This is a genomic window from Clostridium thailandense, assembly GCF_019207025.1.
GTDB classification, from domain to species: domain Bacteria; phylum Bacillota; class Clostridia; order Clostridiales; family Clostridiaceae; genus Clostridium_AM; species Clostridium_AM thailandense.
On record NZ_JAEEGC010000026.1, the window covers coordinates 94077 to 119336 of the forward strand.

22 protein-coding genes and 1 other annotated feature are annotated in these 25260 nt (G+C 30.8%); of the genes, 6 read left to right on the forward strand and 16 right to left on the reverse strand.

What is annotated here, in order from left to right:
- The 9 genes from I6U48_RS06385 to I6U48_RS06425 all read right to left on the reverse strand — a co-directional run bounded on the left by I6U48_RS06385 (window position 1) and on the right by I6U48_RS06425 (window position 9475).
- Window positions 1-831, reverse strand: coding sequence for an FAD binding domain-containing protein (locus I6U48_RS06385; RefSeq protein WP_218319580.1), 831 nt, complete (start codon window positions 829-831; stop codon window positions 1-3).
- On the reverse strand, window positions 818-3163 hold the full coding sequence (locus I6U48_RS06390) for a xanthine dehydrogenase family protein molybdopterin-binding subunit (RefSeq protein WP_218319581.1): 2346 nt from the start codon (window positions 3161-3163) through the stop codon (window positions 818-820). The genes I6U48_RS06385 and I6U48_RS06390 overlap by 14 nt, the downstream gene beginning before the upstream one ends.
- 221 nt (window positions 3164-3384) lie before the next feature.
- The gene (locus I6U48_RS06395) at window positions 3385-3579 is read right to left on the reverse strand and encodes a capping complex subunit for YIEGIA (protein ID WP_218319582.1); all 195 of its coding nucleotides are present in this window, start codon (window positions 3577-3579) and stop codon (window positions 3385-3387) included.
- A gap of 27 nt (window positions 3580-3606) precedes the next feature.
- The gene (locus I6U48_RS06400; RefSeq protein ID WP_218319583.1) at window positions 3607-4515 is read right to left on the reverse strand and encodes a YIEGIA domain-containing protein; all 909 of its coding nucleotides are present in this window, start codon (window positions 4513-4515) and stop codon (window positions 3607-3609) included.
- 329 nt (window positions 4516-4844) lie between these two features.
- Complete coding sequence (locus I6U48_RS06405) at window positions 4845-5168, reverse strand: four-helix bundle copper-binding protein (protein ID WP_218319638.1); 324 nt, start codon at window positions 5166-5168, stop codon at window positions 4845-4847.
- 243 nt (window positions 5169-5411) lie between these two features.
- Window positions 5412-6638: a cation:proton antiporter gene (locus I6U48_RS06410; protein WP_218319584.1), complete on the reverse strand. Its 1227-nt coding sequence runs from the start codon at window positions 6636-6638 to the stop codon at window positions 5412-5414.
- Window positions 6639-6747: 109 nt separating this feature from the next.
- Window positions 6748-6803, reverse strand: a sequence feature (sodium ion sensor (DUF1646 type); this cis-regulatory element may regulate processes involved in with the transportation of sodium ions).
- Between the two features lie 163 nt (window positions 6804-6966).
- Window positions 6967-7536: a DUF4825 domain-containing protein gene (locus I6U48_RS06415; RefSeq protein WP_218319585.1), complete on the reverse strand. Its 570-nt coding sequence runs from the start codon at window positions 7534-7536 to the stop codon at window positions 6967-6969.
- 393 nt (window positions 7537-7929) lie between these two features.
- Window positions 7930-8979: an LCP family protein gene (locus I6U48_RS06420; RefSeq protein WP_218319586.1), complete on the reverse strand. Its 1050-nt coding sequence runs from the start codon at window positions 8977-8979 to the stop codon at window positions 7930-7932.
- A 160-nt stretch (window positions 8980-9139) separates the two neighbouring features.
- Window positions 9140-9475: a cyclic-di-AMP receptor gene (locus tag I6U48_RS06425; RefSeq protein ID WP_218319587.1), complete on the reverse strand. Its 336-nt coding sequence runs from the start codon at window positions 9473-9475 to the stop codon at window positions 9140-9142.
- 205 nt (window positions 9476-9680) lie between these two features.
- Between I6U48_RS06425 and I6U48_RS06430 the strand changes: the two genes are divergently transcribed.
- The 5 genes from I6U48_RS06430 to I6U48_RS06450 all read left to right on the forward strand — a co-directional run bounded on the left by I6U48_RS06430 (window position 9681) and on the right by I6U48_RS06450 (window position 15687).
- Window positions 9681-11174 carry a spore germination protein gene (locus I6U48_RS06430; RefSeq protein ID WP_218319588.1) on the forward strand — a complete coding sequence of 498 codons (1494 nt, stop codon included), beginning with the start codon at window positions 9681-9683 and terminating at the stop codon, window positions 11172-11174.
- On the forward strand, window positions 11167-12264 hold the full coding sequence (locus I6U48_RS06435) for a GerAB/ArcD/ProY family transporter (protein WP_218319589.1): 1098 nt from the start codon (window positions 11167-11169) through the stop codon (window positions 12262-12264). The genes I6U48_RS06430 and I6U48_RS06435 overlap by 8 nt, the downstream gene beginning before the upstream one ends.
- On the forward strand, window positions 12248-13387 hold the full coding sequence (locus I6U48_RS06440; protein ID WP_218319590.1) for a Ger(x)C family spore germination protein: 1140 nt from the start codon (window positions 12248-12250) through the stop codon (window positions 13385-13387). The genes I6U48_RS06435 and I6U48_RS06440 overlap by 17 nt, the downstream gene beginning before the upstream one ends.
- A 97-nt stretch (window positions 13388-13484) precedes the next feature.
- Window positions 13485-14573: a GerAB/ArcD/ProY family transporter gene (locus I6U48_RS06445; protein ID WP_218319591.1), complete on the forward strand. Its 1089-nt coding sequence runs from the start codon at window positions 13485-13487 to the stop codon at window positions 14571-14573.
- The gene (locus tag I6U48_RS06450) at window positions 14566-15687 is read left to right on the forward strand and encodes a Ger(x)C family spore germination protein (RefSeq protein ID WP_218319592.1); all 1122 of its coding nucleotides are present in this window, start codon (window positions 14566-14568) and stop codon (window positions 15685-15687) included. Before I6U48_RS06445 ends, I6U48_RS06450 begins: the two co-directional genes overlap by 8 nt.
- 70 nt (window positions 15688-15757) lie before the next feature.
- Here the strand turns inward: I6U48_RS06450 and I6U48_RS06455 are convergent, their stop codons facing one another.
- The 3 genes from I6U48_RS06455 to I6U48_RS29565 all read right to left on the reverse strand — a co-directional run bounded on the left by I6U48_RS06455 (window position 15758) and on the right by I6U48_RS29565 (window position 19198).
- Complete coding sequence (locus tag I6U48_RS06455) at window positions 15758-16693, reverse strand: flavodoxin family protein (RefSeq protein WP_218319593.1); 936 nt, start codon at window positions 16691-16693, stop codon at window positions 15758-15760.
- A 57-nt stretch (window positions 16694-16750) separates the two neighbouring features.
- On the reverse strand, window positions 16751-18100 hold the full coding sequence (locus I6U48_RS06460; protein ID WP_218319594.1) for an LVIVD repeat-containing protein: 1350 nt from the start codon (window positions 18098-18100) through the stop codon (window positions 16751-16753).
- Between the two features lie 204 nt (window positions 18101-18304).
- Entirely contained in the window at window positions 18305-19198 is an 894-nt protein-coding gene (locus I6U48_RS29565) for a LysR family transcriptional regulator (protein ID WP_218319595.1), read from the reverse strand.
- Window positions 19199-19406: 208 nt separating this feature from the next.
- Between I6U48_RS29565 and I6U48_RS06470 the strand changes: the two genes are divergently transcribed.
- Entirely contained in the window at window positions 19407-20402 is a 996-nt protein-coding gene (locus I6U48_RS06470) for an MBL fold metallo-hydrolase (RefSeq protein WP_218319596.1), read from the forward strand.
- Window positions 20403-20457: 55 nt separating this feature from the next.
- Here the strand turns inward: I6U48_RS06470 and I6U48_RS06475 are convergent, their stop codons facing one another.
- The 4 genes from I6U48_RS06475 to hpdB form a co-directional block, all read right to left on the reverse strand.
- Window positions 20458-21114, reverse strand: coding sequence for a Crp/Fnr family transcriptional regulator (locus I6U48_RS06475; protein WP_218319597.1), 657 nt, complete (start codon window positions 21112-21114; stop codon window positions 20458-20460).
- Between the two features lie 117 nt (window positions 21115-21231).
- Window positions 21232-22170 carry a 4-hydroxyphenylacetate decarboxylase activase gene (gene hpdA, locus I6U48_RS06480; RefSeq protein ID WP_218319598.1) on the reverse strand — a complete coding sequence of 313 codons (939 nt, stop codon included), beginning with the start codon at window positions 22168-22170 and terminating at the stop codon, window positions 21232-21234.
- Window positions 22171-22178: 8 nt separating this feature from the next.
- Entirely contained in the window at window positions 22179-22439 is a 261-nt protein-coding gene (hpdC, locus tag I6U48_RS06485) for a 4-hydroxyphenylacetate decarboxylase small subunit (RefSeq protein WP_218319599.1), read from the reverse strand.
- A 38-nt stretch (window positions 22440-22477) separates the two neighbouring features.
- Complete coding sequence (hpdB, locus tag I6U48_RS06490) at window positions 22478-25171, reverse strand: 4-hydroxyphenylacetate decarboxylase large subunit (protein ID WP_218319600.1); 2694 nt, start codon at window positions 25169-25171, stop codon at window positions 22478-22480.
- Window positions 25172-25260: the final 89 nt, after the last annotated feature.

Genomic DNA, 25260 nt, shown 5'->3' on the forward strand with positions numbered 1-25260 from the left:
TTATCCCTCCAGCTTTTCTAAAACTTCTGTAAGCATTTTCTGTAACATAAATTTTCTAAAATCGTCTGACCCAGACAAATCACTTAATATTGAATCTGGCATATTATCGATTATATTATTTATTCTTATATTACTTGGAAGAATGGAATCATTTAAATAATCTTCAATTAAAGAAGACCTAAATGGGAAACTACAAACTCCACTAAAAGCTATGTTTATTCTATTATTATCCTTAAGTGCTACAAGAGTAATTAGTGGATAATCTATTTTATCATTTTTAGTTCTTTTCACATGTAAATATGGTAAGGACAGAAAATGATTCTCTACTTCTGCACTTACTATAAATTCTCCTTCATTAAGTATTATTTTCTTATTGAATATATCCTTTAATAAAACCGTATTTCTACCATTTGAATTTGCTATAACCACTTCACTATTACATATTAAAAGTGGTAATACAGCTTCTTTATATATAATTGTCCCTGCTATATTTCCACCTAAGGTGATTTTATCTTGCATAGTATGGTCTGCAATTCTTTGTACTGTCAGGCCAAGTAAAGGGAACAAGTTTGCTTCTGAAACTTGTGTAAGTGTAACTGCGGATCCTATAATTAGCTTATTATTTCTTAACTCATGAACATTACAATCAGCAATTCCTTTTATATCAATTACTGCATCAGTATATACATTATAGGCTCTTGACATGCTTATAATTTCACTTCCACCGCCATAATATAAAGGTTTCTTTCCTTTAGCTTTCAATTCAAAGTATAGTTCAATAGCTTCTTCAACACTTTCAGGTTTATAATAATCAAAATCAAAAGGTATCATATTTTCCTCCAGTCTTAAATTTCCAAATTTCTTCAGGTGTAATAGGTAGTTTATCAAATTCACACTGGGCTGCCCGTGAGATAGCGTTTGCAAATGCAGCCGGAATTGCTATTATGCCATGTTCTGCAAGTCCTCGTGCTCCAAAAGGTGCATCAATCTGAGGCGTTTCAATAAATTCAACCACATATTCTGGATTTTCACCGAACCGCATAGGTTTATAAGTTCGCAGTGAAGTGTTTTGAAGCTTAGCTTCAAAATCATATTCAAAGGCTTCTCTTGTAGCAATTCCAAAGCCCATATTAACTCCTCCCATTATCAGCCCTCTTGAAGTTTTAGGATTGAGTATTTTACCTGCATCTAAAACAGTAATTGCTTTTAAAAGCCTGTATGTAAAATTATTAGGATCATATTCGATTTCAACTGCTTGAGCACCTACAGTCCATGCTGGTCCTGGTTTACCTTTTCCTGTTGCTTCATCCAAATCAGTAATATGAAACATTATAAAACTGCCGCGGCCAAGTATTTGTCCTTCAACTGCAAGGCCATTTGGTTCTTTATGACCTCGAACTAAATCCTTAAACGAAACATATATCATAGGATCTTGCTTTAAGTAAACTTTTTCTTCTGCAATATCTAAATCTTCTGGGGGAGATTTCATAATATCAGCAGCTGAACTTTTAAGCTGTTTTATAAGATCATCAGCAGCCCTAAGCACTGCTCTGCCTGCCATATAGGTTGACATACTTGCAACAGTTTTCCAATGCTCTGGTGAAACTTGAGTATCAACTCCCATGAATACATGAATTCTCTCTACATCCATTTTTAATTTTTCAGCAAGTATTTGAGCCAGCGTAGTTTTGGTTGACGGACCAATTTCAACTGCACCAGAATTAAGATTTATACTTCCATCACTATTAAAGGTAAGAAAAACACCTGAAACCGCATTAACTGGTGAATCAGAAGTCTTCCAAAGACATCCTATTCCCTTTGCCTTTATCATACCTTCTTTTGTGTATATTACTTGCCCTTCATCCCATTTAACTAATTGCTTTAATTTTGTAAGGCAATCTGATAAACTACCCATATTACTAATGGTTGTTTTAACCTGTGTAGGTGTATATTGTCCAGGCTTTATAGCATTCTTAATTCTTAGTTCTAAAGCATCAATGCCAGTGCTTGCTGCTAATTTATCCATCATTCTCTCCATACAAAAGGTATATTCTGCATGACCAAAACCACGATAAGAAGTAACATAAGTATGGTTAGTATAAACGCATATTGCATCACACCACACGTTTTCAATATTATAAGGCCCTGAACAATCTGCTGCTATTGCTTTAGCCATACGTGGGCCAATGTCTGCATAAGCTCCTCCATCAACCATATATCTAGCTTCAAGAGCTTTAATAATTCCATCTTTTGTTACACCTATCTTTATATTTGCTTCAACACCAATCCTACAAGGAGAAGTTTTAATATCATCTTCCCTGGAATTTGATATTCTAACTAATCTGCCATTAACAGCCTTTGAAGCTAGATATGCTATACTTTCTAGCTGCATAGCTGCCTTTCCACCAAAACCTCCACCTACAAATGGAACTTTAACAATTATATTTCCTTCTGGTATTTTATAATATTCACTTAAAAGTTTTTTCACAGAATAAGGTCCTTGTGAAGAAGTATAAATTATTACTCTTCCATCAGTCATAATTTGTGCTCTTGCATTTCTAGTCTCCATTGCAAGATGATCTGATTGGGGAAGTGAAAAATTTCCTTCTACTATGACTTCACTTTCTGTCCAACCCTTTAGCATATCACCTTTTCTTATTTGAATCCGATCAGAAATATTAGTATTTTGTTCAGGATATATATCATGAACAGCATGTTTATACTGCATTAAATTTTCATGTATAAGAATTGCATTTGGTTTTAAGGCATCATTTATTGAGTTAACAACAGGTAAAGGTATATATTCTACATTTATCATCTTTAAAGCTTTCATTGCTTCCTGCTCACTATTTGCAACAACTACTGCGACTGGCTCACCGTAATATCTAACTTTATCCCTTGCTATCGGCGGCCTATCCTCCAGAACAGTTCCACAAAGAGTAGGAAAATAATCTCCTGTTATTATAGCCTGAACACCTGGTAACTTCTTTGCTTCAGTTATATTTATAGATTTAATCTTTGCATGTGCATAGCGACTTCCAAGAATTTTAGCATGTAACATACCTGGAAGAGATACATCGTCAGTATATCTTGCTGCTCCAGTAACTTTATCAAAAGCCTCTTTTCTTGGTATGCTTACTCCGATCCCATTTATATTACTCAAGTGCTCTTACCTCCCTTATTAAAATCATATCTTATTAATTAGAATCTAATAACTTTAAAATACAGATTTAGTTTTTTCTGTTTTTTATGATTTATTCAGTATTGATAAGTTTTATATCTCACCTTAATTTTATGTATAGTATTTAATTAGTTAGTTCTGAACTTATAAGATATAAAGCTAATATAAGTTTTGCTTTTTAAACATTTTAAGTTATTTTATTTTTATTTAATTATGATGTAATCTCCACAATGAAGCTGTGATACATCTGCTTTCATTGCCTTGGCTATATCTTTACAAAGTAACTTTTGTTCATCAACATCTTTAGCTATAAGAATTAATGGATTTCCTCCAAAAACTCTTTCTTTATCTAATGTAATATACGCTACTATTTCAGCTTTACTTGACGATTGTGACATAACATTATCTCCTTCATCTATAAAAAATTATTTATTTTCAAGTGGATCTTTCATAAGAGCATGACTTTTTTTAACATTTTCTAATAAAGGAGTTTTCTTTATAGTTTCTATGAATGCTCCTTCATCTCGTATTAATGGAACTATAGCTATAGCTATTCTACCATGTTTATATTCTTTTCTTATGTAATTATATCTCTTAATACCAAATGTTCTACAAAACTCAAAAAGTATTGCCTGCCTCTGCCCAAAGTTATCTAATGTAATTCTATAATGCTCTTCTTTAGGATATATGACTGCCGCTATACCTTCAGATTGAACTAATTTTCTTGAGTTATCCGTTCCTAAATAATTTGTTACAAACATATCATCTACATATAGTTCAGAATCACGAACTTCAATTTTACCTAATTTAACTTCTGCAATGTCCCCTATAGAATGACCTTTAGAAAAACGTCTTAAGATAACAAATATAACAGTACCAGTAATAATTCCTGATAAAATATTCATCCACATTATTTTACTATTAATTATGTGCATAGTAGCCTCTGTAACTAAGGACACTACTAATGCAAAGTAATTCCTAGCCTCAAAAGTTTTCGCAATACCGTCGATATATGCATCTCCTCTTCTAGCATATTCAGTATTATCAAGAGCCTTCAAACTTTCCTTTTCTACTTTTCTCACATCTCTAAATTGTTGAATAGCTAAAGACAAAAAAGTAACTGCAGCAAAATTTTTAGTTAATAAGGCAGGTACTGCAACAGCTCCTAATCCAGCGGCAATAACCCCTGTTATTAGATTTATTAAGTATGCATTAGGATAACTTGGATATTGTCTGTAATCTTGAATTATGGTTAATATTCTTGCTAAACTCCCCATAATAATTGCGGTTACTATAAATATAATGTATTGTTGTGATATAATTCCTTCCCTCATAATATCCTCCATATTAATAATTTACTATTTACAGATTATTGACACTTGATATTTAATTATACAAACTAGTTACAATATCATATATAATAAGGGTAAGCGCTGGAACACATACTGTACAAAAAACCAGCTTCGCATATTAATGTGAAGCTGGTTTTTTGAGATACGATATGTGTTTCAGCGCTTACAGATTTTCATTTATTCTAACAAAAATATAACTCCTATGCAAGTTAACATAGGAGTTTTTAATTCTTTTAGTCTATCTATATAATTCGTCCTAGATTGGAGGACATATTTGAAAATTATGAGATAGAATCACTTATTAATAATTATTACATATTAGCCATTGTTCTGCATTCATCTGAACACATACGGCATACTTCTGCACATTTTTGACAGTGTTCATCTTTAAACATACTGCATTCTTTTGCACATGCATCACAAATAGTAGCACACATTTTACAATGTTCCTTTGCAAATTGTCCATTCATTGACATAATTCCTACAGACATTTCACACATTTTTGCGCATTCAACAAGACCTTTAACACAACTTCTTCTCGCATTTAAGTCTGGTTCGTTAACACATGCCTCAAAACATTCATAACATGCCTGTGCGCATCTGCTGCATGCATCTATACATGATTGATAGTTTATTTGTTACCATCGTTACTACTCCCATTTATAACACTCCCTCTAGCCTATAATTTATTCAACAAGATATATTGTAAACAGAAAAAACATATCTATGCTGTAAATAAATTCCAAATAAGACATATATAAAAGTGTTTCCCTTAGTATATAAATAGGTTAAAAATAAGCTTGCTCATCAACTTAGTTTAAAATTTTAATGCTTTAAATTAATATTAAAACTCCAAAATATTATTCATTAAAAGTTAGCTATTCATCTAGTTTTAATTTTCTGGCCAATAGAACTGCTGTACTTGCCTGTAATAATAATGTCAGTATTATAGCCATAAAAGTTACTGCCGAAATAAGTTCCGCATTAGGAATCTTCATGCTTACAAGCATCCCTGCTAAAGCTGCAGGAATCACTCCTGTCTCTTTAGTCCACATTAAGTAAATGATCTCCCTATAATTCCATTTAGCCTTTTTATCTAAAATAACAGATGGTAAAACAGAAGCTGGCCTAGCAATAAACATTAAGATTATAATAATGATTGTAGCTTTTAACCAATACTGAGCTAGTATAGCAAAATTCATTTGAGTTCCTAGCAGCACAAATATCATTATTCTAAGTATCATAATTGTTACTTCTTTAAAACTAATATGAATTTCCTGATGACTTTTATCTACATGTAAATTAAAAATCTCCTTGTTTCCACATATAATTCCAACTATAAATACCGCCATAAAACCACTAAAGTGGAAATGTTCAGCTAAAATATATGCTCCTAATACTGAAGCAACAGAAATTTCTCCTGGATATCCACTTAAAATTCCTCGTCTTCTTTCTGACACTAAAGAAGTAGAGATATACCCTATAATTAATCCTACAATTACACCTCCACCTGCTTTTGTAAGAAGTTCAAACACACTTGCTCCTATAGAAAATTTTCCTCCAGCAATTATTCCTAATATTGAAAAAGTCATAATTGCTGCAGCTGCATCGTTACATGCTGATTCCGAAATTATAGTTTGTTTCAATTTATTGCTTATTCCCATGTTTTTAAAAAGTGGAACTAATACTGATGGATCAGTAGATACTATAACTGAGCCCATTAGTAATGCATAAATAAAATCTATATTTAATATCTTAGATGCAGAAAATCCTATTATAAATGAGGCTATAACTACGCCCAATGTAGCTAGCAATATAACTGATACTTTAATTCTATTCAATATTCTTAACTCAACTTCTCGTCCACCATCATAAAGTATATATGCAGCACCAAATGTAAGTATAAGCTGGTTAGCTACTGGATATTCTTGAAAGTTTATTACATTTAATACCTGCGGTCCTAAAACAATACCTGCTAATATAAAAAGAATAACATCTGGCAACCGTATTTTGCTGCTTAATTTAACGCAAATTATACCTGTAAAAATTATAATTGATAGCATTTTCATTAAATCTTCAGTTAATATTATTGTATTCCCTTCCATAACACCCTCCTAAACACAAACATACTTAATTAAATTATTTTTCTCTAAATTTTATCACTTAATTCAAAACAATTACTTATAAAATAAAAGGACGAGAATCCCTATAAAGGATTTCCCGCCCAAGAAATCTATTTACCCTTGAAACAAATCTCTACTTGTTCAACCGCTAAATATTCATATTAAATATATTGTTATTATATAGGTTTTCTTTATAATATTCAATAGTTATTAAAACTTAAAAATAATTTTTAGCAATTATTAAATTTTGAAATTAATATTTTTTAGTTATTATGCTAAATAAAAATATTAATATCAGCTAGTACAAATATCACTTTATAGCTATACTGTGAATTTTATAAAATTCATCTATTTTCTCATTTGAATTAAGTGTTTCCTTAAAAATTTCCTTTTCCCATAGGGCTGTTTTATTAGCATACTCGTTTAAATCTCTTCCATAAAAATTCTTAAGTTCCTCTCTAGAGATGCTAAATGATTGATGGTTAACATTAAAGTTAACTGTAGCTACGTTATTTATTAATATAAAAAGTGTAGTTGCATTATTTAAAAATATCTTTTTAGTATTTTTTTCACTCCAATATTCTTTTAAATTACTTTCTTTAACATTAGTATCCTGTCTTAATCCATAATCTACTGATATACCGAAAGGTGAACTTTTTGTTTGTAATGAAATTTGCTTTACATATAGTGCTCCTGGCAAATTAGAAAGTATATTAGAAACGGCTAGATTATTTCCTACATCCGAATCTTTATATTTTATTAAACGTGTCAAGCTTATCTGTTCTGTATTGTTTACATTGCTAGAATTGTTGGATTGACAACTAGTTACAGATAAAAGAATTATTAATAAAGTGCAAAATAGACTAAATCTTCTTTTCATTTGCTTTACCACCTTTTATCAAAAGTTCTTAGGTAAACTCTTGGTTCTTATCAATACTGTTCTAAAATATCAAATTGTTATTTAATCATAATTTATATTGATTATATCACAATTTATATACCATAACACTACTTATTTAATTTATTAATAATTTTCATATATGTATTTTCTAGTCCATGGTATCTCATTATTTATACCTTTGGAAAATACTTTATCAATATCCATAACAGTATTCATGATAATTCCTCCAAATTTAAATAGTCGTTTATTAAAAAACACCAAATTGTACTTTATATATAAAATAATTAACTAAATTATATGCTTTATTAATAAAAAATATTACAAATAAGTAACACTTTTTATTAAATTACATATTTTACAATAATATTAATTTCAAAACAAAGGCTCCTTTGCAATAGGCTTTATATCTTCATATATATAATTATTAATTTGTTTTGATAGAGCCTTCAAATCAGGCTCCGGAATCAGATACCATACCTTATTGATAATCGCTGCTTTACAATAACCATCAACAGGGAATCTCTGCTGATCCACAGTTAAAATATTATTCATAACAATTTTACTTCCTAAAGCAATAATATTAGATTTAGACATACTAGTTTCAATATATGAAGAAAACTGTGCTGCTAAATATGGATATCTTGTGATATCTGTATTCCTTATTTTATTAAAAATTTCCTTCAATATTATTCTCTGCCTGTCCGTACGTTCAAAATCACCATCTCCAACCTGCCTTATTCTACAGTAAGCAACAGCTTGAATTCCATTTAAATTTTGAGAACCACTTCTATAAACAGGAGTATACTTAACATGCTGTAATTCTGATAATTCTGCTATCCATTTATTAATCTCTCTAATCTCATATTGTTTTATATTAGCAGTTATACCTCCTAAGTTATCAATAATTTTTGATAATCCTTTAAAATCTACTGTGGCATAGTCTTTTATATCTAAATTAAAATTTTCATTAAGTGTTCTAATTGCTAATTTAGGGCCACCATAAAAATACGCTTCAGTGATTTTAGTTTTACCATGTCCATTAACTTCAACATATGTGTCTCTCATTATAGAGGACAACTTTATTTTATTATGGTTATTATCTATAGTTGCTATAATTATACAATCTGAATGAGGCACATCAGCCTTAGAATTTCTGCTGTCAACTCCAAATAATGCAATATTTAATATGCTATTATCTTGTTTTTCCTCTCTTTCGAATATTTTATTTTCGTTTACACCACCTTCATTAACATTAGATTTGATACCTAACTCACTATTATCCTTTGGCAGTGGGGTAATAACAATATTATTAAGCTGTCTATTAATATAATATAAAAAACTTATTCCAAAACTAAATATGATAACTAAGATGCAAATCAGTATTCTTTTAAAATTTCTCATTCTATTTATATTTTTCCCCATAAATCTCAGCTCCTAGTATCATTAATAATATTTTTATTATTTGTATTCAGAAAAAATTTATTTTAACAATTTAGACCACTTTTTTTCAATAAAAAACCACCAGGTGTTAATTTTAACTACCTGGCGGCATGTTTGCTAATATATTCAATTTTGTATAAAATTAGATTTTCATAAACTTATCTACATCAACCACAAATATAGTTGCACCTCCAACTTCTACCTCAATATCATAGGTATAAGGAATGTTTATTCCTGTTGAATCTGCTACTGGGTAAGGTGATATTATAGTCTTTTCTCTTTTTTTGCATTTACTTTTTATTATATCTATAACTTCCTCTACTTTTTCACTTTCAACACCTATGAAAAGAGTAGTGTTTCCTGCTCTTAGAAAACCTCCTGTAGATGCGAGCTTTGTAACCATAAACTTTCCTTCAGTTAACACTTTTATTAACTCAACAGAATCCTTATGTTGAACAATCACTATAACTAATTTCATTCAAGTCATCCCCTTTCATATTGAGATTTAAAATGGACGCTTAAATACTATAACCATATAAAAACACTTAAAGGTTAAGACAAGTATACACCAAATATCTCCAAATTTCAATATTCAAGACTTACCACTTAATCTTTTATTATATAACATTTAATAATTTAGGATATTTGAGGAATACTAAAAAAAAAATGTGTTAGGTGATTTTATGAGTGATACTGAAAATATTCTACAACAAAATATAGATAAAATAAAAAGCCTTGTAAAAAGCAATAATAGTTTAATCATCAAGAGTTTCGATATAGGAAAAAAATCTCCTGTAGAAGGGTCAATTCTCTATATAAACGGATTATCTAATAAAGAACTAATAGACAGAGATATATTAAAGCCTCTTATGCTCTATGTAAAGGAAGATTTATCAACTATACAAAACTTAGAACAATTCTTAAATAAAAAATACATAACTATTAGTAACAGCTATATTGAGACAGATATAAATAGAGTTTCAGAAGCCATCAAAAGGGGGAAAAGTGTACTATTAATTCAGGGGTGCAATAATTTTATAATAATTGATACTACTGGAGGAGAATACAGAACTATATCCGACCCAGAAAATGAAACTGCTGTAAGAGGACCAAGAGATAGTTTTGTTGAGAAACTAGAGTCAAACATAAGCGTAATGAAGCGACGAATTAAAGATAAAAATCTAATGATAGAATCTTTTACTCTAGGAAGAAGATCGCAAACGGATACAGTGCTTATGTATATAGACGATATAGTGGATAAAAAAATTCTTGAGGAAATACGAAATAGAATATCTTCCATAGATATAGATAATATTCAAGGTACTTCTATTGTTGATCAATGCATAGAAAAACATCCTTTTAGCTTTTTCCCTCAAACTATAGCTACAGAAAGACCAGATAAAGTACAGGCAAAACTAATGGAAGGAAAAATAGCCTTAATAGTTGATGAAAATCCTTTTGTTTCAACTTTTCCTACTACTTTTTTTGAATTTTTTCAAACTGTAGAAGATTATTATTTTAGAACTATTGTATCCAGCTTCACAAGATTAGTAAGATATTTAGCTGCCTTTATTATATTATCACTTCCTTCCATCTATATTACATTAATAAAATTTAATGCGGAGCTAATACCCTCTGAATTTATAAAATCTATCGTTGAATCGAGAAAAGGTATAGTTTTAACACCTTTCATGTCAATACTCTCTATGAATCTAATAGTTGAGTTTTTACGCGAAGGGGGACTTAGACTTCCTGGAAAAATAGGTCAGACTCTGAGTGTTGTAGGTGGTATTATAATAGGCGATGCAGCACTTAAGGCTAAAATAGTAAGCTCTCTTACATTACTTATTGTAGGGACTACAACAGTAGCTACTTTTTTAATACCTAACTATGAAATGGCACTTTCAATAAGACTTATAGGATTTATAAATTTAATAATGTCAAACTGGTTAGGTATGCTTGGTTTAACAATATCTTTGTTCTTTTTATTAGCTTATCTTTGTTCTTTGGATAGCTATGGAGTGCCTTATTTAACATTTAAAAAGAGTAATGAAAAGACTGCCATTATACGAGCGCCTATCTGGATGTTGAAAAATAACTCTGATACCACCCCAAATAACAATCCTGTTAGGCAAGGAAGCTATAGATGGAAATTTAGGAGGAAGAAAAATGGATAAAGATACTGACAGCCTTATAAGTCCATCGCAGTTAACTCTTATACTGGTCGGTACTATGCTTGGAATAGGTATATTAACTATAACTAATGATGTTGTAAAAGATTCAAAGCAAGATGGGTGGATATCCTGTATATTAGGTGCAGCATATCCTACATATATGGTTTTCATGGCTGCCTACATGTGTAAAAAATTTCCTAAAGATAATATATTAAAATTAAGTCAAAAATGTTTAGGGAAAATTTTAGGAAATTTTTTAAATATAATATTTATATCTTATTTTATTTTATTAGGCACAGAAGTAGCTTCAGGAATTAGCAACGTACTTAGAGTATATATGGTTTCTTTTCTTAAAAATTATCAGCTTTTAATAATAGTTTTTTTAGCACCAGCCTTTATTGCTTATAAAGGAATTAAAACCCTAGGTAAAGTAAATGAACTAATTTTTTATTTATCTCTAATAATATTCTTTATTCCAATAGCAGTATTAAAACAAGGAAGTTTTTTAAATGTAATGCCAGTATTTGGATCCGGATTAATAAAAATATTAAAATCCAGCAAAGAAACTTCCTTTGCTTATTCTGGTATAGAAATTTTATTTTTAATATATCCATATTTGAGAAATAGCAAAGATCTCAAGAAATCTGGCTTAAAAAGCGTGCTTATTATAATGATTATCTATACCTGGGTAACCTTTGCCGTTATATATTATCTAGGATCAGACATTGTTCCAAAGTTTTTTTGGTCCACAGTCGTTATGAGTGAAGCTATAGTAATACCTGTAATAAATAACTTCCGATATATTTTCATGCTTTTATGGTCTTTTATAATGCTAAAAACTATATCTAATTATTATTATGCATCTACCTATGCTCTAAGTCAGGTAACAAATATAGCTGAAAGAAAAACTTTTGTTTACTTAATATATCCTATACTTTTTTATGCTTCTTCTAAATATGGTAATCCAACTACAAGAGGAGACTTTTTAAATAAAATTACGCCCATATATATAATATTTCATTTGGTGTTTGTTTCTACAATATCACTTATATTATTCATAAGAAAAGGTGATAAAAATGGCCAAAAAATTTAATGCTAAAATTTTTATATATTTAATGATAGTTATATTTTTCTTGTATGCTTTCCTAGGATCAAAGGGAAATCTAGTAGAAAACTTAGAAATTCCTATTGCTGTAGGCTATGATTTGGGAACAAAAATAGAAAAAGATGTAATCTATAATATTCCTATTTCTTCATACTTATTTGAAAATGGAGAAACAGTAGATAGTGAGACTTTAACTGGTGAAGCTAGCACTATAGGAGAAACAAGAGAAAACCGGCAATTAAAAGCTAGTAAAACCTTTTTATTAGGACTTGAAAGAATTTTTTTATTTAATGAGCAAGCTTGTGAATATAGTTTAAATCCTATTATTGATATATTGCTTAGCAATCCTCAAATTAATGATAGAGCGCTAGTAGCAGTCTGTAAGGAAAAATCAGAGGATATTTTAAAGCTTAATATTAAAGGTTATTCAAATTCTGCTGAATTTATTGAAGGTCTAGTAAAGAATGCTAAACAATTTAATTTTTTTCCTGAACAAAATAAACTTATGGATATATTTGTTAGGCTCGATGCAGAGGGTCGGAGTACTTTATTGCCTTATATAGAACTAAAAGATGAAACTATTAAACTAACAGGTCTTGCTATATTCAAAAAGGATAAAATGGTTTTAAAAACTGATATAGAAGAAGGTAAAATTATAAATCTATTAAAAGAAAACAAAGTTAAGGGTATGCTAACAATACAAGACAGTTCCAAAAATTATATAAATTACTATGCAGAGTCTAAAAGGAAGGTTAAATGTTCTAAAGAAGATGGTAAGTTAAAATTTATAATAGATTTATCTCTAAACGGTACAATTGTGAATAATACTTTATATTTAAATCTTATAAACAATCCAAAGATTTTAAAGGCTTTTACAAAGAATATGGAGGAAGGTTTAAAAGAAAAATGTCAAAGTTTTATTAATGATAAAATTAAAAAAGAATATAAAATTGATGTTTTGGATTTAGGAAGAGTCGCTGCTGCCAAATATGGACGGGAAACAGGTACTGATTGGGATAAAGCAATATCTCAAGCCCTTATAGAAGTAAATGTTAAGGTTAAAGTTGATACTGAAGGAAGAGGAAGCTATCAATTGATATCTGAAGAATAATTTTACATTACTTCACTCACAAATTTAGCCTTAAGTTCAATATAATAATATATTTATAAATTAGAGCAATTTATTCTATACACTGTGGAGGATAGAAATGGATAAAGATACTGATAGTCTTTTGACTCCATCACAATTAACATTTACATTGGTAGGTAGTATACTTGGCTTGGCACTGTTAAGCCTTCCTAATTATGTTATAAAATATGCAAAACAAGATGGATGGATATCTTGTATATTGGGTGCAATATATCCTATATATATGGTTTTTATAGCTGACTATATGTGCCATAAACACCCTAAAGACAATATATTAAAACTGAGCAAAAAATATCTCGGAAAATTTTTGGGAACTATTTTAAATATAATATTTATATCCTATTTTTTCTTTCTTGCTACAGAAATAGCTTCTGGTATAAGCAACGTTCTCAGAATCCACATGACTTACTTCATAACAAATTATAAACTTTTATCAGTACTTTTTTTAGCACCAGCCTTTATTGCTTATAAAGGTGTTAAAACCTTAGGTAAAGTAAATGAACTATTTTTTTATCTAACCATTTCAATAGTTTTCATTCCAATAGCTGTATTAAAATATGGCATATTAGTAAACTTATTGCCTGTATTTGGTTCAGGAATAATAAACATAGTAAAGTCCACGGGGCAAACAGTATATGCTTATTGTGGCATAGAAATTTTATTTTTAATATATCCATATTTACAGGATAGTAATGCTCTTAAAAAAGCTGGCTTAAAAAGTGCAATTATTATAATGATTATTTACATCTGGTTTACCTTTACAGTTATATATTACTTAGGAATAGATATTATTCCTAAATTCCTATGGTCAACAATTATAACAAGCGAGGCTATAAAGGTACCTGTAATAAATAACTTTAGATACATATTTATGGTTTTATTTTCCTTTATAATGCTAAAAAGTATAGCTAATCATTATTATTCGTTAACCTATGGATTGAGTGAGTTAACAAGCATTGCTAAAAGAAAAACCTTTGTTTTTTTATTGTATCCTCTGCTTTTTTACGTATCCTCTAAATATGGTAATCCAACATTTAGGCGAGATTTAATAGACAAAATAACTCCTATTTATGTAATATTTAATTTTGTATATGTTTCTATAATATCACTAATATTATATATAAAAAAAGGTGATAAAAATGATTAACAAACTCAATAATAAAATTATTATATGTTTAATTATAGTGTTGATTATTATATATTCTTTTATAGGCCCAAAGGGTGATTTAGTAGAAAATTTAGAGATCCCAATTGGCATAGGATATGATTTAGAAAAACAAAGTAAAAATAATGTAACTTATAGTATTCCTCTTCCTATATATCTGTTTCAACCATCAAAGACAGATAGTACTTTAGTGACCGGTGTTGCCAAAAGTCTAGGAGAAACTAGAGAAGATCGTCAGATTAAAATTGATAAAACTTTTTTATTGGGGATGGAAAGAGTTCTTTTAGTTAGTGAAGACTATGCTGAATATGGTATACGAAATATAATTGATATATTACTGATTAGTCCCCAAGCAAATGACACTGCATTAATGGCCGTATGCAAAGGAAAATCAGAGGATATCTTTAATCATAAGGTTAAAGGTTACTCAAATTCAGCAGAATTTATTGAGGGGCTAATAAAAAATTCAAAACAATTTAACTTTTTTCCCGAAAGTGAATACAGTCTTATGAATGCAATTGTAAGAATAGATGCTGAAGGCAGAAATTTGGCATTACCTTACATAGAATTAATAGATGAAGATATAAAGTTAACAGGCCTTGCTCTTTTTAAAAGAGATAAAATGATAGCAAAAACTAATATTGAAGAGGCCAAACTTATAAATATATTGAAAAATAATAAAGCTAAAGGTATGTTGACTATACAAGATAGTTCCAAAAAGTATATAAATTTTTATGCTGAATCTAAAAGGAAAGTTAAATGTTATAAAGAAGATAATAAATTTAAATTTACAATAGCTTTAGATTTAAATAGTACAATTGTAAACAATACCTTATATTCAAGTTTGAAAAGCGATCCAAAACTTCTGGAGGAAACTTCAAATAATATTGCTGAAAACTTTAAAAAAACCTGTGAAAATTTTATCACAAATAAGATTAAAAGTCAGTATAAAGCTGATATTTTAGGCCTAGGAAAATTTGCTGCTGGAAAATATGGAAGAGGAAAAGGTATTGATTGGGATAAAGTGGTAAGCGAGTCTATTATAGAAGTAAATGTTACGGTCAAGGTGGATAACCAAGGGAGAGGAGATTATTAAGTAGTAGGATTTTTGCACTTATAGTGCAAAAATCCCTAATTCTACTTTTCGCTATTACTATTTTGGGATTTTATCTTTCTGGAATTGTTGCTGCAATAAAGCTCTTGTAATTTTCTAAACGCTGCTTATATTTATCAGTTTGCTTCATGCCCATAATTGTAGTTATAGTTTTTCCTATATCTTCTACATGAATAAACTTTCCTGGAAGAGTGTCATGTGCATGTCCTAACTGTTCCTGTGGGAATTCAAATTTTACTTTACCATCTATAATTTTAATCTCACCTTCAATACCACATAATTCACAAATAGCATGTGTGGAATTACTGTCTAGATAAAAGTTTCTGCAATGGCAATGTGGGCAAACACCTTCTTCTCCTTGATAAGTCGCATTTTCAATATCTTTTGCAGCATTTGCAAGGTTAGTTCCTATTTGATGTACTTTTGTAACTCTTTCATCTTCTACAATAATGCCAGAGGAGAATGGAAATACTTCATTATTGATAATCTTCCACATAGGAGTTAAGGCATGCATTGCTGTGCCGCATTGTAATTTTGTAGTCCAATCAGAACCGCCAATTCCAATATAGGAAACTACTTTATCCTTTATAATTCTTGGGTCTGGGGCTTTTCCACCATTTTCTTGTGCATTTTTAGTTGCTATTACATTGTTTCCTCTATCCATTCTTGGTCCAAAACGATCTGTAATTGTTTGAAAAATACCAGGCACGCCTTTTTCAAAAATTGGAATTGCAAAAACTATTCCATCTGCATCTAGCATCTTATCTAATAGCCAATCGAAGTCATCTTTTAGCACACACATATTTCCTTTTCCTGAAAAAAGTGCTCCAACACAAGCTGTGCATCCAATACAATGTTTTATGTCTAAATCCATAAGACGGATAAATTCAACTTCTGCTCCCATCTCTTTTGCACCCATAAGAGCTTCTTTACACATGGCATCATTATTACCATTCTTTGTTCCACCTGAAATACCTAAAATTTTCATTTTTTACCCTCCAAATATAAATATTTATTTAACGAATATTTAATAGTATATATAAAATTAAACAGTACAACGCACAATGTATAATCCATCCATATATGTGTCGATGTAAATATAACCACGATCATCAACTAATACATCTTCTGTTATTGCAACTCTTGCTCCTGGTACTAGATTTCCTTCTTCATTATTAAATAGATCTTTTTCTGGGTCTGGAGGAAGAAAATATGCTATTTCTTTTGGAACAAAAGGATCACTTACATCATAAACACGAAGTCCTGCATTGAAGTGACAGCAATAAACCCTATTATCACATTTCTTGTATACATCTTGTCCAAATGCATCGAAAATGTTATGTGGTCCAAATGGAACACGAACCCCATCAACAATGTTAAAGTTAGTTCCATGAGTGTAACCTTCTGGTACTTCTGGATATGGAAAAATTGAAATTAAGCTTGGATTACTAACATCTGTAACTTCTACTATACCAAGCATATTCATAGGCTGAGTTACAATTTTCTTAAATAAACCTTCTGTTGTTTCATTACTGAAATAACGTGATCTTTCTCCTTCTGTTGTAACAACTACATAAGGTCTGTCTCCTAGTGGTAAAACAGAGTGTATTGGGGCTCCAGCAGAACCACCTCCAAACGGTGGATTAAGTGAAAGACAATTTAGCATCTTAGGTTGAGTTTTATCCTTTACATCCAGCATGATAAAGCCTTTATTTGCATATGCCATATAAACGATATCATCTTTAACAACACATGCATGAAGGAATGGTGCAGATAATGCTTCTGCTGATCCATAACGAGCACTGCCTAAGGATACTTTATTATTTATAAATTGTTCATCAGCCCACCATCTTCCAACTTCTACAGGGTTTTTAGGATTTTCAATATCCACAATTCTTAAAATGAATCCGTTAAATCCTTCTGCATTTCCGGTTACGTATACATATCTTCCACCATTATAGAAGAATCTGTGAACTCCAGCTCCGCCTTTGCATTCAAACTTAGATAATAAAATTGGGTTTTCTGGATCTGTTTTTACATCCCAGATCATTATACCGCCCCAGAATGGTAAACCAATTTCTGTACCATGTAGTTCTTTCATTGTTCCACCGTGAGCTGTAACCATAATTCCATCAGCAATCTGAATCTTTGGTGTTCCCTGTCCATCATGTAAATCCTCAGATAGCCATGGCCCTTCTAACCATTTAACGTTTCTTGGATACGCTGGATCAGTAACGTCGATTATATTCCATCCATTATGTCTAAAGGAAGCTGTATAAATATAATATTTATCACCAGACTTTTGCATAGCCATTTGAAATCCTGGCTTTCCATTCATATCATCATAACCTATAAATTCAATGTTCTTACTTAACATTTCAGTTCTTCTACTCATAAACTTGCCTCCAATTTTCTATATAATTTTTATAAATTACAAATTATATTTGTTTTAAGTATATTGACCTTTAGTAAAATAGTATCAAATATTTAGAGGTAAGTATAATGCCGAAAATATATGAAAACCCATATCAAATTTGATATGGGTTTTTGAAAAAATAAAAATTTAGAATGACTAAACTTTTTTACTATAGTTTAAAGCTTATAAGGATTTATTTTGATTTAAATAAGCCATAATCTCATTTACCAATACCCGTACAATTTCACTTTTATTTGACCTACTCCACGCCATACTTATTTCATGATTCGAATCAAGTAAAATGTATTTAAATGAAGATGTATTTATATTTTGTCCCCATGTATCAAAAAACATCACACCTAAGCCATTTTCTACAGATGCAAATATGGATTCCATATTTGGCGCTCTCTTTAAACGTGGCACAAATCCATAAGATTTACAATAATTACGAACTTCTAATTCACTATTGTGGGCTTCCTCATTAGCAACAATATAAAAAGTCTCATTTCTAAAATCATAAGGTGTCAAATCTTGTTTTTTTGCTAAATCTTGAAACTTAGAATATAAAATCAGCCTTTGAATTTCAGTGATTTTTTGTTTCTCAATACCCTTGATTCCCTCCAGACAATCATCCAATATTAATATTACATCTAATTTATTAGCAATTAATGCTTGGATCAACTCATCCATCTCTAAACATTCCACTGAAACAGAAATATCAGGAAACTCTTTTGAAAAGCTTCTTAAAATATCAGGCAAAAAGGACGAAACGCTCCATCCTACAATATAGCCTAACCTTATGTTGCCTTGTCTTTGACAATTTAAATCATGAACCTTCTCCCTGGTGTTTTCGAATTCCACCTGAAATCTGCGAAAGAAATCATAATAAATCTCCCCTGCAGGTGTCAATGAAATCTGCTTGTTGGTTCTGTCAAATAAAGATATTCCAAGTTCTTTTTCGAAAGCTGCTATATACCGACTTATAGCTGGCTGCGTAATATATAGCTTATTAGCTGCCTTTGTAAAACTTTTTTCATATGCAATCTCTAAAAAACATTTAATTTGAATATCATTCACTTTATCACCCCGTGTTTCTCCAGGTTACTTGTCTGAGTTTAATTTCATCAGTATTATAATATCATAAAAATATATACGTCTCAAAGTAGAATTAATTTTTCAAAATCAACCAGAGTGTTTTTTAACATTAATTTCACAAAATCCTCAAATATTCCTCAAACTTTTCCTTTATTCTTTAAATGATTAATTGCATAATGGAGGAAAAATTATGTTAGGAAAAGTTACAAAACGTTTATTATCCATTTCATTAGTAAGTGTTTCTATTTTTGCTATGGTGGGATGCTCTAATTCTCAATCTTCTAAAAGTAGTGATGCTTCAAATAAACCAGCAGCTACATCTTCTGCTAAAAATACTACTGCTGTACTTCCTTCTGACAAAGCACCTGATCTTTCTAAATTGAAGGATGCTCCCTCAGTAGAGCCTGCTAAAGTTTTTGATAATTTATATTTTTTAGGAAATCAATTTGTAGGAGCATGGATGGTAAATACTTCCGAAGGTATTATTTTAATTGACTCAATGAACAACAGTGACGATGCTGAAAAAATTATCGTGCCTGGTATTAAAAAGTTAGGTTTTGATCCAGCTAAAATTAAGTATGTATTAGTAACCCATGGACATTGCGATCACTATGGTGGTGCTAAATATATACAAGATAATTTTGGTGCTAAAGTACTTATAACTTCAGTCGATTGGAGTTTTATGGAAAAAAATCTAAAAGACAGACAGGAAGCTGAAGCTGCTGGAAAAGATACTTCTAAACTTATGCCTACTCCACCACTCCCAACAAGCCATACAGAAATTACTGATGGTCAGAAATTGACATTAGGAGATACAACTATTACAATTGTTTCTACTCCTGGTCATACTCCAGGATGTGTATCTTTGATTTTCCCTGTAACTGACAATGGAGCTAAACATATGACAAGTATATGGGGTGGTACTGGACTTCCAAAATCACTTGAGGATAACAAAAAATATGAAAGTTCAGTTGATTACTTCAATAAATTTACTGATGAATCTAAAGTAGATTCAGAACTTAGTGCACATCCATTTGTAGACAATGCTCTTGAAAGAATAGATACTCTTCGTAAACGTAAGAGCGGAGACCCAAATCCTTTTGTTCTTGGTGAGGAAGGCTATAAAGCTTACATGGCTAAAATGAAAGAATTTGTTACTAATAATATTACGAAATTGTCAAAATAAAATTAGCAATCATAAAAAACTTCCAAACTCTAATGTTGAATTTGGAAGTTTTCTTTTAAAATTTATTATTTAAAAACATTTCTACTTTATCTGCCTTTTCTTTTAAATAAATTTCATCCTTTATAATAAAAGAATTACTTTCCTCTTTTTCAATAATGCCATCATCTTGAAACTTATTTAAAATATTATATAAACTTCTTCTGCTTATATTTAAGGTATCACAAATGTCGTAAATACTCTTATAAATAAATTTACCACTATTTGATCTCTTTAAAATATAATACGCTACAATCTCAGATTGATTGAATAAATTACTCATAAGCATTTTTTTATACATTTGATAGATTCTGCTGCTTGTTTTATAATAAAAAACATTGGAAAATTCACTATTATTCATTAACTTATCAAGTATATTGTTATCTATTGATAACAACTTTAAATTTGTTGCAGCAATAATATTACAATATAAATTGGTATTTCTCATATAACTTATTTGTCCTGTGAACTCATTTTCGGATATCTCATCTACAAGTACTTTTTTCCCTATATCAGAAATGCTTTCTATTTTAACTTTTCCTTCTAAAATATAGTAAATTTGATTATCTTTATTAAAAGCCTTAGAAACATACTCTCCCTTTTTTACATTTATAACAGGAATTTTATCTAAATAATCTTTAATATATTTGTATATATTAGTATCTTCAATCAGCATTTTATTACCTCTTATTAATTCTTTTAAACGAAAAATGTAAAATATTACTTCAAATACACCAATTCGAGCAGAAGAAATAATTGCTACCTTATTTTCTTCTGCTCTATTAAATATAAATCAAAAGGGAGTATTATCACCTATATAGCAAGCTATATTATTATTCAAATATAATTCTTGGAGATGCTGCATTTTTTCCTCTGTCATATCTCCGTGATTGCTATATTCATAATCTTTTCCTAACTGGTTCCACTTGGTAAGTCCCAATCTGTGGAATTTCAAAAGATTGACCTCATATAAAGAATTTTTATTCATAAACTCAATTAATTTGTATGCATTTTCATCACTGTCATTATATCCTGCGATAGTAGGCTGCCTTAGAACAAGCCTTCCCTGCCAGCCAGACTTTTTAAGTGCTTCAATATTTGAAAGTATTAAATGATTATAAACCCCGGTTCCTTGTTTATGTTTTTCTCTATCCATGTTCTTCACATCAATAAATGCAAAATCAATGTACTTCATTATTTTTAAAAACACTTCTTGTTTAGCATATGCACTAGTTTCAATTGCTTTATGAATCTGACGTTCATGGCATTTCTTTAATACTTCAATCAAAAATTCATGATGCATTAAAGGCTCTCCTCCTGTGAAGGTTACTCCTCCTTTAGCTCCCCAATTATTGAAATCACGCCTCAAAATTGTCATAATCTCATCTACTGTATATTCTTTCACACACTGCTTTAAAACATTATTAGGACAAGTATCAACACAGTCAAAGGTCTCACATTCTTTGCATATATCCCAGGTTATGCTCTGCTTGCCATTGTCAGCAAATTTGATTGAACCATAGGGACATGCATTTCTGCATGCTCTACAGCCATTCTCCCATTTGCATACATTTTCTGCAATCATAATGTGCTTTTTCTTAATCCAACTTTCCGGGTTAGCACACCACTCACATCGAAGGGGGCATCCTGTAAAAAATATACTTGTCCTACAGCCTGGTCCATCATGTACAGAAAAACTTTGTATGTCAAATATTAAGCCTTTTTCACTCATATTGTTTCCTACCTTGCTTGATAGCCGGAACAAGTAGAAGCCCCACAGCTAGCATATGCCCAGTTTTCTTTTTCTAAACCTGTACAAGTACCTACTCCGTGTTTATCTGGATTTAAGAAACTTTTGCAATTTCCACACTTTTCAGCTTGTCTAAATTTAGGACAAGCCTGACTTCCTTCACCATCTATAGGAACCATTACCTTTGTTAATGCACATATCCCTTTTTCACAATCTAAATTTATATAGTTTTTACAATCATAATGGCACATAATTATTACCCTCCATTCATTTCTTAACTTACGTCTTATTATTGGTCATATTCGGTTCTATAAATAACTTCATCCTGGATAGGTTTACCAATTTCACACCAGTATTGTGTAAATCCAGCTACACGAACCATAAGATCTCTATACTTCTCTGGTGTAACTTGAGCATCTCTTAATGTTTTAGAATCAACAACATTAAACTGAACATGGAATCCACCTTTTCTCATGTAAGCACGTACAACATCAAGAAGTTTTCTTGTTCCACTTATGCCTTTAACTGCTGATGGATGAAGTTTTAGATTCATCTGTGCATTCTGATGCATTGAGTGATCATAAACCGTTGCAGATTCAAATATAGCATAAATACCATTCTTATCTGTTCCTGCTGCTGCAGATACTGAACCATCTGAATAAGTTGTACCTGCAAGTCTTCCATCAGCTGTTGCCAATGTTACAAAACCTTGAGGTCCATGAGTTGATACTGATATCTGACATAAATATAAAGGCTTTCCATAGTATGAATAATACTTATGTGTCATGTCATAAATGTAATAGTGATATGCTTTAAAAATTTCATCCACATACTTGTCGGCATTACCATATTTCGGTGCATTTATACATGCCGCAAATATTTTCTCATATTTAGGGCTGCTTTCTGTACTCTCTCTAAAATCAGGTGAGAACACTTCTGTTTCATATGCAGTTTTGAATCCAAAGTTGTTAAGCATAGCATCTGTCATTTCTTCAATGGTGAACTTCTTGTCATCAAATACATTTTTCTTAATGGAAGACAAGGAATTAACTAGAGTAATTGTGCCACAGGATTCAAAGTTAATACATGAGTTGTATCTTGCACCCATAGTGCCAATATGTTTACCTTTTGTGAAGCAATCAGGCTTCAACAAGGAGTTCACAGCAGGCATATTGTACTTTCTCCAAATATCCATCTGAATATTATTACATCTGTTAACGACATCTGTAGTAAGTTCCATATATTCTTTCCATTGATTAATCATTGTTTCATAAGAATCAAGTTTCTTGTTGTGAGGTGGATATACTGGTTTTCCTGTTCTTATATCTAATCCATTTGTTAAAACGAGTTCAAGTACTTTAGGCATACCAATGAAATGAACCCCAGTACCACAGGTAGGTGATGCACCACCAGGAATCATTGTTATTTTTCCATTATACTCAAGCGGCATAAAGCATCCTGGTGCAGATTCTAGGCATCCTCCAAGACACCATGCTCTTGCATCATGAAGGTCCATTCCTTCTGATCCATAATTTCTTAACATAAAATTCATACCAGTTTGATTGTTCATCCATGCAGGATATCCAAGTCCAAGCTTTGTACAAGAAGCAGCTTTCATAAGAAAGTCTTCCGGGGTCTTTTCATCATACAATACACTCAGTGTAGGTTGAGGTGTTTGATTTCTCATACCTGCTTCAATAATTAAGTATTCCAAAGGAGTAACTGCTGTAAGTCCATCATAATTTTGTCCTCCTAAGGAAAGGTTGTTAAATGTATTCCCAGAAAGAACACCACCAGATACTCCAGCTGACGCAAAACATTCAATACAACTGATTTTAATTCTGTATAATTCAAGAATTTCAATTACTTCTTCATCAGTCATAACACCATCCTCAATATCTTTCTCGTAGAATGGCTGCAATATTTGTCCGAGTTTACCAATTGAAAGACCAGATTGAGGGTCTTCATTAACAACTCCTAAATGACAGCAAAGAGTCATTTGAATTGCTTCCCAGAAGTTTGCAGGTTTTTTATGTGCAATGTTTCCCATAACCTCTTGAATTTTTTCATAGTTAGCTTTCAACTCAGGATCAGTCTCAATGGAAGCTAAATATTTTGCTTGTTTTGAATAATTCTCACACCATGCACTTAAACCTTTTGTGATTTCTTTCATTGCTGCATAGTAATAACCTCTGCTCATACCAAAATCACCATCGGTACCTGCTTCACCCATAACTTCAGCAATCTTTTCATCACACAATTCTATAATTCTATCAAAGCCATATTGCAGTGGCATATAATAGTTTATTACTTCTCTCCCCTGTGGAATTGCAAAAGAATCAAACATGCAGATAACACTATCCATGATACTTTTAAACTGATCATAACCTGGTGTCATCTGTGAGTATTTGTCACTTAATTCTTCTACGGAAATTCCTTCCCAAGGCTTTGATACCTTAACTAAAACAGGAATTTCTTCTTTCCTCATACCAAATTTTTTAGCAATAGAAATGACATTTCCATAGCTTTCAGTAACATTACCACCCCCAGCACCAACGACGCTGACTGAATCAGCTTCATTTTCTGCTGGAGCATCTACTTCGTTCATTAAAGCTTCTGCCTGGGCATTAAAGAAACTTGCACAAACCCAAGGGAATGGAAATGCACCTCTAATATTTTTTGTCTTGTTCATAACCAGTTTTTCATAAGGCAAGATTGTTGGTGTCATGTGTGATAAAGAAGCAGCCACAGCTTTAGCTCTTCTTACCTCAATTATTTCACCTTCATTCTCCCACCAAGTTCTATTATACCAGTATGCAGCTTCCATATCTGCGGTAACCTTTAAAGTATAATAAATATCCATCAGTTTTTTAGTGCTTTCTTTTGCTTCTGGAATATCAGATTCTGAAAGATTATCAACATCCGCCATATCAATACCGCGGCTTTTTAAAACATCCTGAAGTTTACTTTCTTTAACATTCATTAAAAATACCTCCGTATTAGTTCTTATTGAATTATTTCTTATATGATAGTACAACTAAAAAAGAATCACTAGTGAAAAGTGCACACTTT

Coding starts and splice junctions, on each gene's coding strand:
- I6U48_RS06385 (WP_218319580.1), bottom strand. CDS start 831: ATGATACCTTTTGATTTTGATTATTATAAACCTGAAAGTGTTGAAGAA.
- I6U48_RS06395 (WP_218319582.1), bottom strand. CDS start 3,579: ATGTCACAATCGTCAAGTAAAGCTGAAATAGTAGCGTATATTACATTA.
- I6U48_RS06400 (WP_218319583.1), bottom strand. CDS start 4,515: ATGAGGGAAGGAATTATATCACAACAATACATTATATTTATAGTAACC.
- I6U48_RS06410 (WP_218319584.1), bottom strand. CDS start 6,638: ATGGAAGGGAATACAATAATATTAACTGAAGATTTAATGAAAATGCTA.
- I6U48_RS06415 (WP_218319585.1), bottom strand. CDS start 7,536: ATGAAAAGAAGATTTAGTCTATTTTGCACTTTATTAATAATTCTTTTA.
- I6U48_RS06420 (WP_218319586.1), bottom strand. CDS start 8,979: ATGGGGAAAAATATAAATAGAATGAGAAATTTTAAAAGAATACTGATT.
- I6U48_RS06425 (WP_218319587.1), bottom strand. CDS start 9,475: ATGAAATTAGTTATAGTGATTGTTCAACATAAGGATTCTGTTGAGTTA.
- I6U48_RS06430 (WP_218319588.1), top strand. CDS start 9,681: ATGAGTGATACTGAAAATATTCTACAACAAAATATAGATAAAATAAAA.
- I6U48_RS06435 (WP_218319589.1), top strand. CDS start 11,167: ATGGATAAAGATACTGACAGCCTTATAAGTCCATCGCAGTTAACTCTT.
- I6U48_RS06440 (WP_218319590.1), top strand. CDS start 12,248: ATGGCCAAAAAATTTAATGCTAAAATTTTTATATATTTAATGATAGTT.
- I6U48_RS06445 (WP_218319591.1), top strand. CDS start 13,485: ATGGATAAAGATACTGATAGTCTTTTGACTCCATCACAATTAACATTT.
- I6U48_RS06450 (WP_218319592.1), top strand. CDS start 14,566: ATGATTAACAAACTCAATAATAAAATTATTATATGTTTAATTATAGTG.
- I6U48_RS06455 (WP_218319593.1), bottom strand. CDS start 16,693: ATGAAAATTTTAGGTATTTCAGGTGGAACAAAGAATGGTAATAATGAT.
- I6U48_RS06460 (WP_218319594.1), bottom strand. CDS start 18,100: ATGAGTAGAAGAACTGAAATGTTAAGTAAGAACATTGAATTTATAGGT.
- I6U48_RS06470 (WP_218319596.1), top strand. CDS start 19,407: ATGTTAGGAAAAGTTACAAAACGTTTATTATCCATTTCATTAGTAAGT.
- I6U48_RS06475 (WP_218319597.1), bottom strand. CDS start 21,114: ATGCTGATTGAAGATACTAATATATACAAATATATTAAAGATTATTTA.
- hpdA (WP_218319598.1), bottom strand. CDS start 22,170: ATGAGTGAAAAAGGCTTAATATTTGACATACAAAGTTTTTCTGTACAT.
- hpdC (WP_218319599.1), bottom strand. CDS start 22,439: ATGTGCCATTATGATTGTAAAAACTATATAAATTTAGATTGTGAAAAA.
- hpdB (WP_218319600.1), bottom strand. CDS start 25,171: ATGAATGTTAAAGAAAGTAAACTTCAGGATGTTTTAAAAAGCCGCGGT.